The sequence below is a fragment of the Brevundimonas sp. RM1 genome (genome assembly GCF_052907225.1).
The window spans coordinates 73,674-87,815 of record NZ_JBRERY010000005.1; the positions used below are offsets into that span (position 1 = coordinate 73,674).

11 protein-coding genes and 1 tRNA gene are annotated in these 14,142 nt (G+C 66.4%); 9 read left to right on the top strand and 3 right to left on the bottom strand.

What is annotated here, in order from left to right; genetic code table 11:
• Positions 1 to 15 precede the first annotated feature (15 nt).
• Entirely contained in the window at positions 16 to 3,294 is a 3,279-nt protein-coding gene (locus ACU5AP_RS07025) for an autotransporter outer membrane beta-barrel domain-containing protein (protein WP_446680996.1), read from the bottom strand.
• Between the two features lie 299 nt (positions 3,295 to 3,593).
• Here ACU5AP_RS07025 and ACU5AP_RS07030 point away from each other — a divergent pair, with 299 nt between their 5' ends.
• Complete coding sequence (locus ACU5AP_RS07030) at positions 3,594 to 4,844, top strand: glycosyltransferase (protein ID WP_128719911.1); 1,251 nt, start codon at positions 3,594 to 3,596, stop codon at positions 4,842 to 4,844.
• Between the two features lie 153 nt (positions 4,845 to 4,997).
• On the opposite strand, the gene ACU5AP_RS07035 is transcribed toward ACU5AP_RS07030, so the two are convergent.
• Positions 4,998 to 5,074: transfer RNA gene (locus tag ACU5AP_RS07035), tRNA-Asp, on the bottom strand.
• A 93-nt stretch (positions 5,075 to 5,167) separates the two neighbouring features.
• Positions 5,168 to 6,784 (bottom strand): AbgT family transporter, encoded by a 1,617-nt coding sequence (locus ACU5AP_RS07040; RefSeq protein WP_088411525.1) that lies wholly within the window; start codon positions 6,782 to 6,784, stop codon positions 5,168 to 5,170.
• Between the two features lie 209 nt (positions 6,785 to 6,993).
• Between ACU5AP_RS07040 and ACU5AP_RS07045 the strand changes: the two genes are divergently transcribed.
• The 8 genes from ACU5AP_RS07045 to nuoG are packed head-to-tail and all read left to right on the top strand — an operon-like array spanning position 6,994 to position 14,142.
• Entirely contained in the window at positions 6,994 to 7,371 is a 378-nt protein-coding gene (locus tag ACU5AP_RS07045; protein ID WP_003164585.1) for an NADH-quinone oxidoreductase subunit A, read from the top strand.
• On the top strand, positions 7,341 to 7,940 hold the full coding sequence (locus ACU5AP_RS07050) for a NuoB/complex I 20 kDa subunit family protein (RefSeq protein ID WP_087141646.1): 600 nt from the start codon (positions 7,341 to 7,343) through the stop codon (positions 7,938 to 7,940). The genes ACU5AP_RS07045 and ACU5AP_RS07050 overlap by 31 nt, the downstream gene beginning before the upstream one ends.
• Positions 7,937 to 8,560: an NADH-quinone oxidoreductase subunit C gene (locus ACU5AP_RS07055; protein WP_128719912.1), complete on the top strand. Its 624-nt coding sequence runs from the start codon at positions 7,937 to 7,939 to the stop codon at positions 8,558 to 8,560. Before ACU5AP_RS07050 ends, ACU5AP_RS07055 begins: the two co-directional genes overlap by 4 nt.
• A 17-nt stretch (positions 8,561 to 8,577) precedes the next feature.
• Positions 8,578 to 9,831 (top strand): NADH-quinone oxidoreductase subunit D, encoded by a 1,254-nt coding sequence (locus tag ACU5AP_RS07060; RefSeq protein WP_040346605.1) that lies wholly within the window; start codon positions 8,578 to 8,580, stop codon positions 9,829 to 9,831.
• Entirely contained in the window at positions 9,828 to 10,502 is a 675-nt protein-coding gene (gene nuoE, locus ACU5AP_RS07065; RefSeq protein WP_040345150.1) for an NADH-quinone oxidoreductase subunit NuoE, read from the top strand. Before ACU5AP_RS07060 ends, nuoE begins: the two co-directional genes overlap by 4 nt.
• On the top strand, positions 10,502 to 10,771 hold the full coding sequence (locus tag ACU5AP_RS07070) for a hypothetical protein (protein WP_040345153.1): 270 nt from the start codon (positions 10,502 to 10,504) through the stop codon (positions 10,769 to 10,771). Before nuoE ends, ACU5AP_RS07070 begins: the two co-directional genes overlap by 1 nt.
• 6 nt (positions 10,772 to 10,777) lie before the next feature.
• Positions 10,778 to 12,091: an NADH-quinone oxidoreductase subunit NuoF gene (nuoF, locus tag ACU5AP_RS07075; RefSeq protein WP_003164591.1), complete on the top strand. Its 1,314-nt coding sequence runs from the start codon at positions 10,778 to 10,780 to the stop codon at positions 12,089 to 12,091.
• A 5-nt stretch (positions 12,092 to 12,096) separates the two neighbouring features.
• Positions 12,097 to 14,142, top strand: coding sequence for an NADH-quinone oxidoreductase subunit NuoG (nuoG, locus tag ACU5AP_RS07080; RefSeq protein WP_088411529.1), 2,046 nt, complete (start codon positions 12,097 to 12,099; stop codon positions 14,140 to 14,142).

Sequence of the window (14,142 nt, forward strand, 5' to 3'; positions counted from 1 at the left end):
CGTTCCGAAGAAAAGTCAGAACTTGAAGCTGGCCCGCAGCAGCAGGGTGTAGCGGACGTAGTCTTCCAGCAGTTCGGCGTCGCCGGTGATGGCCAGCATGCCCAGATCGTTGCCGACGTTCAGACGGAAGCCCAGGATCGGACCGCCGCCCTCGATGCTGGCGGGCGTCAGGGTGAAGGCGTCGCCGCCCGAAGCCAGGCGGGCGATGGTGGTCCCGGCGTCGACCGAGAAGTTCTGACGCCAGCCCAGACGGACCTCGGGGCGGATCCAGCCGTCCTTGCCGAAGCCGTAGCCGATGTTCACCGCAGCCACGCCCGAGAAGATGTGGCCGTCGCGTTCGTCGATCTTCAGATCGAAGCCGTCGCCGCCGCCCTTTTCGGTACGAGCGTCCTCGCTCAGCGAGAAGTATTCGACATAGGCCTCGGGGCGGATGTTCAGGCGGCCGAAGTGACGCTCGTACGACGCGCCCCCGGCGGCGGCCAAGGTCAGGCCGTGCCAGTCGGACTCGTTCTTCAGATTGATGCCGTCGGCGACCAGTTTGCGCGTGGCGCTGAAGGAGGCGTAGCCGCCGGCCGCGCGCGCCCAGGTCGTCCAGTACTGGCCTTGAGCGCGCCAGTAGAGGCCCAGCTCCAGCAGGTTGGCCGACAGGACTTCTTCAGCCGCCGCTTCGGGGTCTTCCAGATCCGACGAGGTGAAGGCCGCCGTCAGGCCGAAGGCGCCCATGTCGGTGCCGCGCTCGACGCCGCCCGCCAGGCCGAAGCCTTCCGAACGGAAGCCGTAGGTGTCGGTCTTGTCCTTGTCGGCGTAGAAGTTGATCTCCTGCACCCAGGCGCTGGTTTCGCCCGGCGTCGCGGCGGCGTTGCGGCCGGTCAGGGCGCGGGTCACGGCGTCGACGCCGCTGGCCAGCGACAGCAGCGGACCGCCCGAGTGGTCAGGCAGCAGCTGCTGATAGATGTTGAAGAAGCCGTCGCGGTCGGTCTGGTTCAGCATGGCCGCGCGGATCAGCTCATTGTCGGCCAGGCCGGCGTAGAGCACGTCATAGGCGGCGGCCTCGGCCTTGATCATGCCGGCTTCTTCCGCCGTGCGGCGACGGGCGTCGACCGTCAGCTTGCCGGCGGCGTCGTCGACGTTGGCCTTGACCACGAAGGCGTACGGCGAGTTGGACTGAAGCGCGTCCTGGTCGATGGCGCCGACGTTCAGGTCGCCCGCCTCGATGATGGTGAAGGACGTCGGATCCTGGATCAGGGAGTTGAAGCGAACGCCCAGACCCGCGCCGTCGGCCAGGTCGGCGCTGCCGCTGACCTTGAAGCCGCCGTTGGCGTTGTTGGCGGGGTCCAGGGTGACGATCAGATTGCCCTCGGCGCCGACGTTCAGGTCGCTGACCTGAAGCTGCCCCGTGTGGCGCGCATCCAGAGTGCCCTTGGAGACGTCGATGTCCAGTTGGCCGTCGCCGTTGGACAGCTTGCCGGTCACCACGGCGCCGCCGCTGATGGACAGGCGGTCGGCGCCGGTTCCGAAGGAGATGTCGCCGGTCACCGTGCCGTTGCGGATGTCCAGCACATCGGCGCCCGAACCCAGGCGGATGTCGCCGCGGATGGCGGGTTCATTGGCGTCGGGCACGCCGTCCTTGTCGGCGTCCGGCAGCTTGTGGTCAGGAATGACCACGCCTTCCTGCACCAGGGTGACGCCGGTGCTGTTGGCGCTGACGTCCACGGCGATGGCCGACCCGGTCTGAGCCACGTCCTTTTCAGGGTTGGCGACCGCCAGAATCCTACCGGTGTTGTTGATCGAAGTCAGCGTGCCTGATTCATCGCGCACGGCGACGGCGTCGCTCTTGGAGCCGTTCACGCCCGCCGACAGGGTGCCGGAGTTGCTGAGCGAAGAGACGTTGGCGCCTTGAGTGATCAGCACGCCCGCGGCCACATTGGGCTCGGAACCCGCCGAGACGCTCTGAATCGTGCCGGAGTTGACGATGCTGGGAACCGTCGCGCCCGCGCCGACCAGCACGCCGGTGCTGTCGCCGGTGTTCGCCGTGGCGGTGATCGTGCCCTGGTTCTTCAGGCCGCCGGCCACGCTGACCGTCTGGCCCGTGCCGCCGATCTGAACGGCGGCGGCGTCGACGTTCTTGTAAACGCCGGCGGCCTCGATGGCGCCGCGGTTGATCAGCCCATAGGCGTTGTCGCCGGTTCCGACCGCGCCCAGTGTGATGGCCTTGTCGGCCGAGCCGACCAGCAACGCCGGCGCGCCGCCGAAGGAGCGGATGGAGGCCGTCGTTTCCTGAGCGTCTGGAATGCCGTCGCCGTCGCGGTCGTCGTCCTCGCGGTTCTTCTTGCCGTCGCCGTCGTCGTCTTCGTCGCCGTTCTTGACGCCGTCGCCGTCGTCGTCTCCCTCGATTCCGCCGGCCCCATAGGACGGGGCGGTGTCGAACAGAACGCCCTTGGCGACATCGCCTGCGATGCGGACAGCCGGGCCGCCTTGCAGCAGGTCGTCGGCGTCCAGGTTCTCGAGATAGGTCGCGCCTTCACGGGGTTGGCCCGTGGTCGGCTTAGATGGGGGCGCCGTGGTGTAGCGATAGCCGGTGCTGGTGACGGCCCCTTGAATCTTGACCGCGCCGTCGACGGCGCCGTCGATGGCGACGCCGACCGCGTTTTCGCCGACGGCGGCGACGCTGCCCAGGAGGGTGACGTCGCCCGTGACGTCGCCGGTCGTATGGATGCCGTAGGTGTCATTGCCGACGACGCTGATCTGGCCCTGGCTGAAGAGGTTGCCGGTCAGCGGGGCCTCGACGGTCAGGCCCGACGAATTGTTGCCCTCGACCTTGATCGAACCGGACGATTCGATGCGGATGTTTCCGACCAGCGGGCCCGAGCCCGTGACGCGGACGCCGTGACGATTCGTGCCGTCGGCGAACGGGCCGTCCAGGTCGCCGTCCTTGTCGTCGTCCTTATACTCCTCGATGGAGTCCGTGATGTTGATGGCGCCGCCGATGGTGACGTCGCCGGTGTTGCCGCCGTTGACCAGGACGCCCGTAGCGCCGTCGGCGGCCTTGAGCATGTCGATCTTGGACCCGGCGTCCAGCTTCACGTCATTGCTGGAATTCAGCGTCACGGCGGCGCCCGAGGTCACGGTGATCGAACCGCCGTTGGCGAGCCGAACGTCGTCGGGAGCGCCGTTGTTGGCGGTCGCAGTGCTGATGGGCGTCGTCCGCCCGTTGGAGATGACCTGTTCAGCCTGAACGCCGGAAGCGACCAGCAGGGGAGCGATCGCAACAGCGCTCGCGAGCAAGATACGCATTCGTAAGAAACCCCTCGTGGTCGCACGCGCAAGGATTGAAGGCGACCCTCCTATCAGGGTCCACGCCCGCACGCCCCAAGTTTCTCGAATTTGAGGCGAATGCAAGACCGGCCGTAGGGAGATCAACCTGAACGGCAGATGAAAAGCGGCGGCGGGCGACTGGAAAGCAGCGGCCTCTTGAGCGTGACGGTTGCAAGCGGTAGGGGCCGAAAAGCACGGTGAAGATTAACCGGGCCCGTCGCATCCAAAGCCGGAGCTTTAGCGTTAACGTGAAGAACGACAGGCAGAAGGTCCACCGCATGAGCGCGAGCCATATCGACGTCCAGGAAAGCGAACTGAGGCTGTTCCCCGGCCTGGATGAAGAGGTGGCCGACACCTTGCGAGCGATGAAGGCGGCCGCTGCTGATTCCCGCCCCCGCATGGTCGACACCACCATGCTGTTCGCGCCGCGCTCCGGCGGGGTGAAGCGCTATCTGCTGTCGAAGAAGGCCTGGCTGGAGGCCAATCGGCCGGGCGTGGCGCACAATCTTGTCGTGCCGGGCGCGGGGTATAAGGCGGAGCCGGACGGCGTCGTCCGTCTTCATGCGCCCAAGCTGCCGTTCGGCGACGGCTATCGTTGGCCCAGTTCCGTGCGCCGCTGGGGCGCCTGGGTGTCGTCGCTCAACCCTACGCTGATCGAGGCGGGCGATCCCTATACGCCGGGCCAGGGCGCGCTGGAGGCGGGTCAGAGGGTCGGCTGTCCGGTCGTCGGATTCTGCCACTCGGATCCGGCTGCGCTGGCGGCGCTGCATTTCGGCGAATGGGCCAAGAAGCCGGTCGAGAAGCGCTGGGCCAAGCTGTTCTCGCAATTCGATCGGGTCGTCTCGCCCAGCCGATTCATCGCTCAGCGTCTGGAAGAGGCGGGCGTGGGCGGCATTGCGATTCGTCCGCTGGGCGTCGAGGTCGACGCCTTCCACCCGGATCGCCGGGATCGCGACTGGCTGTTGAAACGGCTGGGACTGGGCGCCGACGCCCGCCTGTTGTGCTTCGCCGGGCGTCCGGCCAAGGAAAAGAACGTCGGCGTCCTGATCGACGCGGTGCAGCGGCTGGGCGCTCCCTATCATCTGGTGCTGGTCGGCGCGGGGGCGGGGATGCCGCCCGAGGATCGGGTCATCTCCTTGCCGTATGAGAAGGATCCGCGCGCCGTGGCCCGCATCATCGCCAGCTGCGACGCCTTCGTGCACGCCAACGACAAGGAGCCGTTCGGCCTGATCGTGCTGGAGGCCATGGCCTGCGGCCGGGCCGTGGTCGGCGTCAATGCGGGCGGCGTCGCCGAGACGGTGGACGAGAGCGTGGGACAACTGGCCGCCTCGGCTGATCCGGTCGATTACGCCGAGGCCATCGAAGCCTTGTTCGCGCGCGACGTGGAGGCTCTGGGCCAGGCGGCGCGGGTCAAGGCGGTCGAGCAGTTCGCCTGGAACCGCGTGTTCGAGGATCTGACCATGCTTTACGGCGAACTGACCGGGAAGGCCGAGTTCGTCACGCCGCAAGAGGCGCTGCCGATCAACTAACCGTCTGCTGTGGTCGCCCTCGGGCTCGTCCCGAGGGCTTGAGGCCGGACATGGCGGAACAGACGCGCGAAAGCTGCGTCTGCGATCAATCTCGATTTTCTGAGAGGGGAGAGGGAAGGGCGGTGCGCCACTCCCTCAGATCCCTGAGAGGAGTGGCGCGAGTGACGGGGCTCGAACCCGCGACCTCCGGCGTGACAGGCCGGCACTCTAACCAACTGAGCTACACCCGCGTTCCCATCCGAAGCGCTGTGCGCCGCGGCGAGGGGCGTCGTTTAGGCGGGGCCGCGCCGCACGTCAAGCGACGCGGCTGTGGATAAATCAAATCATCTCGCCGAGGGGGCTGCGGCGGCCTGCGGCGGGGCTACGGGACCGGCGATTCCGCCGTCTGCGGGCAGTTGCGAGGCCGTGGCGGGCGGCGGCGGTTCATAGTGCACGCCCACGCCCGGCCCCAGCGGCAGATCCAGCGCCACCCAGGACGCCACCATGATCAGGCCTGCGATCAGGAAGGCGCCGGCGTAGGGCAGCATGGTCGCCATCAGCGAGCCCAGACCGAATTTCGGATCCCAGCGCTGGGCGAAGGTCAGGATCAGCGGGAAGTAGCTCATCAGCGGCGTGGCGATATTGGTGACGGAATCACCCATGCGATAGGCGGCGGTCGTCATCTCGGGGCTGATGCCCAAAAGCATGAACATGGGCACCACGATGGGCGCCAGGGCCGACCACTTGGCCGAGGCCGAACCGATGAACAGGTCGAAGATGCAGGACACCAGCACCACCACGATCAACAGCAGCGGCGTGGGCAGGGCCAGTTCGCGCAGGGAGGCCGCCGCGTTGACCGCCAGGATCGGCCCCAGGCCCGACCAGTTGAACATGGCGACGAAGTGAGCGGCGAAGAAGGCCAGGACGATATAGGGGGCCAGTTGGCTGATCCCCTCGCGCATCATGCGAACCAGATCGTGGTGGGTCTTGATCGAGCCTGAGCCTGCGCCGAAGGCCGCGCCCGCCATGAAGAAGGTCAGGGCGAAGAAGGCGACCAGAGAGCGGTACAGGGGATTGAAGCGCTGCTCCGGCTCGGCGTCGGCGTCGACGAAGGGCGAGCCGGGCAGGAAGGTCACGACCGTCCAGACGGCGATCATGGCCAGGATGGTCAGGCCCGCCCAGGCCAGGCCGCGTTTTTCGGCAGCGGTGAGAGGCGTCTTCTCCTCGGCGGCGACCGGGGCGGCGCTATGCGGAAGCCAGGGGCCCAGACGCGGCTCGATCACCCGGTCGGTCAGGAACCAGACGATGGGAGTGAAGACGATCACCACCCCGACGATGAAGAACCAGTTGCCGGCGATGCTGACGGCGTAGGACGGATCGATCAGGTGGGCGGCGGGCTCGGTGATGCCCAGGATCAGGGCGTCGCTGGCGCCGGGGAACAGATTGCCTGCATAGCCGCCCGAGACGGCGGCGAAGCCGGCGGCCAGACCGGCCAGCGGGTGACGGCCCGCTGCGGCGAAGATGACGGCGGCCAGCGGAATCACCACGACATAGGAGGCGTCCGAGGCGTGGTGCGACACCATGCCGGTGATCACCACGATCGGCGTCAGGATGAAGCGCGGCGCGTTCAGCAGCGCGCCTCGGATCGCCGTGGAGAACAGGCCCGTCCGTTCGGCCACCGAGGCGCCGTAGATGATGGTGATGACGATCCCCAGCGGCGGAAAGTCGGCTAGGGTGCGCGGCATGCCGATGAACAGCCGCTCCAGATTGGCGGGCGACAGCAGGCTTTGCGCCTGAAGCACCTCGCCCGTCACCGGATTGACCGCGGACCAGCCCAGGCCCGCGCCGACCAGGCTCAAGGCCACTAAGCCCAGGATCAGCCATAGGAATAGGAAAACAGGATCTGGCAGCCGATTGCCGATGCGTTCGATTGAGTTCAGCAGGCGGGCGGCCAGGTTCATGCGCAAGCTCTCGGCTGTGTTGAAGGCGATGACGCATTTCGCGGATCAACGGCATAAGAGGCAATCACGCGGCCTGCGGCAAATCGCCCAAAAAACTGCGAACCGTTCGCAACAAAAAACCTTTGCCGACATGGGTTTGAACCCTGGCGAGGTTGGGTCTAAGAAGCCCCGAATCCGCCCCCTACCTCCCGGCGGGCGAGGCAGCTCGAATGAACGAATTTCTTCTAGAATATCTTCCGATCGTCGTTTTCCTGGGCATCGCCATCGTGCTCGGCGCCGGCTTCATGCTGGCGGCCTGGGTGCTGGCCCCCAAGAACCCCGACACCGAGAAGCTCTCGGCTTATGAGTGCGGCTTCAACGCCTTTGACGACGCGCGCATGAAGTTCGACGTGCGGTTCTATCTGGTGTCGATCCTCTTCATCATCTTCGACTTGGAAATCGCCTTCCTGTTCCCGTGGGCTGTGTCGATGTTCGACCTGTCGCACGGCGGCATGGTCTTCGCCTTCTGGTCGATGATGGTCTTCCTGGGCGTCCTGACGGTCGGCTTCATCTACGAATGGAAGAAGGGAGCCCTGGAATGGCAGTGATCGCCCCCTCCAGTCCTCTGGTCCCCGCCGGCTCGGCTGCGCGTTCGACCGTCGAGGGCTATGATCCCAAGATCCACGACAAGTTCTTTGAGTCCGTCAATACGGAGCTGGGCGAGCGCGGCTTCCTGACGACCTCGCTGGACGATGTCATCACCTGGGCGCGCACGGGCTCGCTGATGTGGATGTCGTTCGGTCTGGCCTGCTGCGCCGTCGAGATGATCCACCTGTCGATGCCGCGCTTCGACCTGGAGCGTTTCGGCACCGCGCCGCGCGGTTCGCCGCGCCAGTCGGACCTGATGATCGTCGCCGGGACGTTGACCAACAAGATGGCTCCGGCCCTGCGCAAGGTCTACGACCAGATGCCGGACCCGCGCTACGTCATCTCGATGGGCAGCTGCGCCAACGGCGGCGGTTACTATCACTACAGCTACAGCGTCGTGCGCGGCTGCGATCGCGTGGTGCCGGTGGACGTTTACGTTCCGGGCTGCCCGCCGACCGCCGAGGCCCTGCTGTACGGCATCCTGCAGTTGCAGAAGAAGATCCGCCGCACGGGGACCATCGAGCGATGAGCGAACTGGTGCGCGTTGCGGAGCGCGAATCCGCCCTGACGCCCCTGGGCACGGAAATGGTCGCGGCGCTGGGCGTCGAGGCTGTGGTCGCCTATGGCGAACTGACCCTGATCGCCCAGCGCGAGAAGATCGTCGAGGTCATGACGGCCCTGCGCGATCAGTTCGGCTTCCAGCAGTGCATGGACGTCTGCGGCGCCGACTACCCCGACCGCGCCGAGCGGTTCGAGGTCGTCTATCACCTGCTGTCGCTGACGCGCGCCGCGCGCGTTCGCGTCAAGGTGTCGACCGATGAGATCAAGCCGGTCCCCAGCGTATCGTCGGTCTATCCGTCGGCCGGCTGGTTCGAGCGTGAAGCCTTCGACATGTACGGCATGATCTTCTCGGATCACCCGGACATGCGCCGCATCCTGACCGACTACGGCTTCCAGGGGCACCCGCTGCGCAAGGACTTCCCGATGACGGGCTATGTCGAGGTCCGCTACGACGAAGAGCAGAAGCGCATCGTCTATGAGCCGGTGAAGCTGACGCAGGAATTCCGCAACTTCGACTTCCTGTCTCCGTGGGAAGGCGCCGACTATCCGACCGTCCTGCCGGGCGATGAAAAGGCGGGAGCGCAGTAATGGCCGACGTCAAGAACATGCCCGCGCCGCTGGGCGCCGCCATCGACCCGTTCGAGGACTATGAAGACGGCCTGACCCCGCACGCGCGGGCGATGGACGACCGCAAGTTCACCATCAACTTCGGCCCGCAGCACCCGGCCGCGCACGGCGTGCTGCGCCTGGTGCTGGAACTGGACGGCGAACTGGTCACACGCGTCGATCCGCATATCGGCCTGCTGCACCGCGGCACCGAGAAGCTGATGGAGGCGCGCACCTACCTCCAGAACATCCCCTACCTGGACCGGCTGGATTACGTCTCGCCGATGAACCAGGAGCACGCCTTCTGCCTGGCCATCGAGCGGTTGCTGGGTCTGGACGTGCCGTATCGCGGCCAGCTGATCCGGGTTCTGTACTCGGAGATGGGCCGCATCCTGAACCACCTTCTGAACGCGACCATGCAGGCCATGGACGTGGGCGCCCTGACCCCGCCGCTGTGGGGCCACGAAGAGCGCGAGAAGCTGATGGTCTTCTACGAGCGGGCCTGCGGCGCGCGTCTGCACGCCAACTACTTCCGCCCGGGCGGCGTCCACCAGGATCTGACGCCTGAGCTGATCGACGACATCGGCCGCTGGTGCGCCGAGTTCCCGGCCAAGCTGGCGGACATCGAAAGCCTGGTCACCGAAAACCGCATCTTCAAGCAGCGCAACGTCGACATCGGCGTGGTGTCCAAGGAGAACGCCCTGGCGTGGGGCTTCTCGGGCGTCATGCTGCGCGGCTCGGACATCGCCTGGGATCTGCGCAAGGCCCAGCCGTACGACTGCTACGCCGACATGGAATTCGACATCGCCGTCGGCAAGAACGGCGACTGCTGGGACCGCTACCTTGTCCGCGTCGAAGAGATGCGCCAGTCGGTGCGCATCATGGAGCAGTGCATCCACAAGCTGCGCAACTGCCCCGGCGAGCCGGTCTTGTCGGAAGACCACAAGGTCACGCCGCCGCGTCGCGGTGAGATGAAGCGTTCGATGGAAGCGCTGATCCACCACTTCAAGCTCTACACCGAGGGCTTCAAGACGCCGGAAGGCGAGGTCTATGCGGCCGTCGAAGCGCCCAAGGGCGAGTTCGGCGTCTATCTGGTGTCGGACGGCACCAACAAACCCTACCGCGTCAAGCTGTCGGCCCCCGGCTTCCGTCACCTGCAGGCGATGGACTGGATGAACCGCGGCCACATGCTGGCGGACGTGTCCGCCATCCTCGGCTCGCTCGACATGGTGTTCGGAGAAGTGGACCGATGAGCGTTCGTCGTCTGGCCAAGGAGCAACCAGCCTCTTTCGAGTTTTCGAAGGAGACGATGGACAAGGCTCAGTGGTGGATCAAGAAATACCCGGAATCGCGTCGCCAGTCGGCCGTGATCCCGATCCTGTGGCTGGTCCAGAAGCAGGAAGGCTGGGTGTCCGAGCCGTCGCTGCGCGCTGTCGGCGAGCTGCTGGGCATGGCCTATATCCGGGTGCTGGAGGTCGCGACCTTCTACACCATGTTCCAGCTGACGCCGGTCGGCACGGCCGCGCTGATCCAGGTGTGCGGCACCACGCAGTGCATGCTGCGCGGCTCCAACGATCTGATGCGCGTCTGCCGCGAGAAGATCGGTCCCAAGGACGAGCTGTCCGCCGACGGCCGCTTCACCTGGCAGGAGATCGAGTGCATCGGCGCCTGCTCGAACGCGCCGGTGGCTCAGATCAACGACCTCTATTACGAAGACCTGACGCCTGAAAACATGGCTCAGATCATCGACGACTTCGCCGCGGGCAAGACGCCCAAGCCGGGCAGCTATGTCGGCCGTCACACGTCCGAGCCGCAGGGCGGCGCGCGGACGCTGACCGACCCGGCGCTGTATGACGGCTCGGCCGCCAAGAAGATCAAGAAGCTGCCGAACTCGGAGCCCGTCGCTGAAAAGGCGCCGGTCTGATGGGGCGGCCGAATCTCGAGACAGAAGCGGGCAGGGCGGCCTATCGGGCCGAGCTGCGTCGCGTCGGCTGGCGCCCGCGGTGGGCGGGGCTGGCCTGTATCGTGGTTGCGGCCGCATTGGTTTTGTTCGCACGTGAAGGCCGTTTCGGCCTGACAGACAACGCGGTGATGGCGGCCTATGGCCTGTTGGCCGTCGGATGGGTGCTGGTGATCTACGCCGTCTTCCAGCGCACCCGCCATCATAAACGCCGCATGGCGGAAGGACTTTAAGGGATCATGGTCGGCATCCTCCAAGACAAGGATCGGATCTTCACCAACCTCTATGGCTTCCACGACTGGGGCCTTGAGGGTGCGAAGAAGCGCGGCGCGTGGAACGCCACCAAGGACATGCTGGACCTTGGCCGCGATTGGATCATCGCCAACGTCAAGAACTCGGGGCTGCGCGGACGCGGCGGCGCCGGTTTCTCCACCGGCCTGAAGTGGTCCTTCATGCCCAAGGAAGTGAAGGACCGCCCTCACTACCTGGTCATCAACGCCGACGAGTCCGAGCCCGCGACGTGTAAAGACCGCGAGATCATGCGTCATGATCCGCAACTGCTGATCGAAGGCGCCCTGATCGCCTCCTTCGCCATGCAGGCCCACGCCTGCTACATCTACCTGCGCGGCGAATACATCCTTGAGCGCGAGCGCATGGAAGCCGCCGTCAAGCAGGCCTATGAGGCCAAGCTGATCGGCGACGACAACGTCCACGGCTGGGACTTCCACGTCTATATCCACCACGGCGCCGGGGCCTATATCTGCGGCGAAGAGACGGCCCTGCTGGAAAGCCTGGAAGGCAAGAAGGGCCAGCCGCGTCTGAAGCCGCCGTTCCCGGCGGGCGCCGGCCTCTATGGCTGCCCGACGACCGTGAACAACGTGGAATCGATCGCCGTGGTCGGCACCATCCTGCGTCGCGGCGCGGACTGGTTCGCCGGCTTCGGTCGCCCGAACAACACCGGCACCAAGCTGATGTCGCTGTCGGGCCACGTGAACACGCCCTGCGTGGTCGAAGAGGCCATGTCGATCCCGCTGCGCCAGTTGATCGAGGATCACGGCGGCGGCGTGCGCGGCGGCTGGGAAAACCTGAAAGCCATCATTCCGGGCGGCGCGTCCTGCCCGGTCATCACGCGCGAACAGGCTGAAGTCGCGCTGATGGACTTCGACTCAATGCGCGAAATGCGCTCGTCGCTAGGCACCGCCGGCGTCACGGTCATGGATCAGTCCACCGACATCGTGAAGGCGATCGCCCGCATCAGCTACTTCTTCAAGCACGAGAGCTGCGGCCAGTGCACGCCGTGCCGTGAAGGCACCGGCTGGATGTGGCGCGTGCTGGAGCGTATGGCGATCGGCGACGCCGATCCGTCCGAGATCGACCTGCTGCTCGACGTGGCCGGTCAGGTCGAAGGTCACACCATCTGCGCCCTCGGCGACGCCGCCGCCTGGCCCGTTCAGGGCCTGATCCGGCACTTCCGTCACGAGATTGAAGAGCGCATCCACACCTACCGCAGCCGCCGCGCGAACTTCGCCGGCCACGCGATCGCGGCGGAGTAATCGTAATGCCTATCGCCAAGGTCAACGGCGTTGAAGTCGAGTTCGAACCGGGCATGACCGTGCTGCAGGTCGCCGAGCGCGCCGGGCAGGAAATCCCGCGGTTCTGCTACCATGAGCGTCTGTCCATCGCCGGCAATTGCCGCATGTGCCTGGTCGAGGTGAAGCCTGGACCGCCGAAGCCGCAGGCTTCGTGCGCGCTGCCGGCCGCCGACGGCCAGGAAATCTTCACCGACACGCCGATGGTGAAGAAGGCCCGCGAAGGGGTGATGGAGTTCCTGCTCATCAACCACCCGCTGGACTGCCCGATCTGCGACCAAGGCGGCGAGTGCGACCTGCAGGATCAGGCCGTCGGCTACGGCCGCGACGGTTCGCGCTACGGCGAGAACAAGCGCGCGGTCGAAGAAAAGAACATGGGCCCGACGGTCAAGACGTTCATGACGCGCTGCATCCAGTGCACGCGTTGCGTTCGCTTCATCACCGAAGTGGCGGGCGTTCCGGACATCGGCATGATCTCGCGCGGCGAAAGCGCCGAGATCACGACCTATCTGGAAAAGAACATCGACAGCGAACTGTCGGGCAACGTCAACGACCTGTGCCCGGTGGGCGCCCTGACGCACCGCCCGTGGCAGTATCACTACCGCCCGTGGGAGCTGAAGAAGACCGAGACCATCGACGTGATGGACGCGCTCGGCTCGAACATCCGCGCCGACTCGCGCGGCGCCGAGGTCATGCGCGTCCTGCCGCGCGTGAATGAGGGCATCAACGAGGAGTGGCTGTCGGACAAGAGCCGCTACGCCGTCGACGGCCTGCAGGCGCGTCGCCTGGACCGCCCGTGGGTGCGTGAGAACGGCAAGCTGCGTCCGGCGTCTTGGGACGAGGCCCTGTCGGTCGTGGCGGACAAGCTGAAGGCGGCCCCGGCCGACCGCATCGGCGCCATCGCAGGCGACCTTCAGGACGCCGAGTCGATGAAGGCGACGCTGGACCTGTTCCGCGCCCTGGGCTCGGCCAACACCGACTGCCGTCAGGACGGCGCGGCGCTGGGCGGCGAGGCTCGCGAGGGCTGGCTGTTCAACTCCGGCCTACAAGGCATTGAAAACGCTGACGCCATCCTGATCGTCGGCGCCAACCCGCGCACGGAAGCGCCGCTGTTGAACGCGCGCATCCGCAAGACCTGGCTGAAGGGCGGCGTCGAAGTCGGCGTCATCGGCCCGCAAGCCGACCTGACCTATGACTACGCCTGGCTGGGCGCCGGTTCGAAGACCCTGGGCAAGCTGCCCAAGGCCGCGACCGACTTCCTGACCAAGGCTGAACGTCCGGCGATCATCGTCGGCGCGGGCGCCCTGACGGGCGAAACGGGTCCGGCCGTGCTGAACGCCCTGGGCGCGCTGGCCAAGAAGGTCGGCGTCGTCAAGGACGGCTGGAACGGCTTCAACGTCCTGCACAGCGCCGCCGCGCGCGTCGGCGGTCTGGACATGGGCTTCCTGCCGGGCGAGGGCGGTCTGGACGTGGCCGGCATGCTGAAGCCGGGCGCGCTGGACGTTCTGTTCCTGCTGGGCGCCGATGAGGTGAACGCCGATGCGTCGGGCGCCTTCCGCGTCTATCTGGGTTCGCACGGCGACCGCGGCGCGCACGGCGCGGACGTGATCCTGCCGGGCGCGGCCTACACCGAGAAGTCGGGCCTGTACGTCAACACCGAGGGCCGGGTGCAGATGGCCGAGCGCGTGGTCTTCCCGAAGGGCGAGGCCAAGGACGACTGGGCCATCATCCGCGCCCTGTCGGAGCGCGTCGGCTGCAAGCTGCCGTTCGACACCTTGGAGCAACTGCGTACGAAGCTGATGGGCGACCATCCGACCTTCGGCCGCATCGACTATCTGGCCCCCGCCGCGACGTTCGACGTCGCCAAGCTGGGCGCCAAGGGAGACCTGGGCGACGTCGCCTTCGTCTCCGTCATCGCCGATCCCTACCTGACCAACCCGATCGCGCGCGCCAGTGAAACCATGGCCCAACTGTCCGCTGAGCGGACGGCGCCGGTCGCCCTGGCGGCGGAGTAA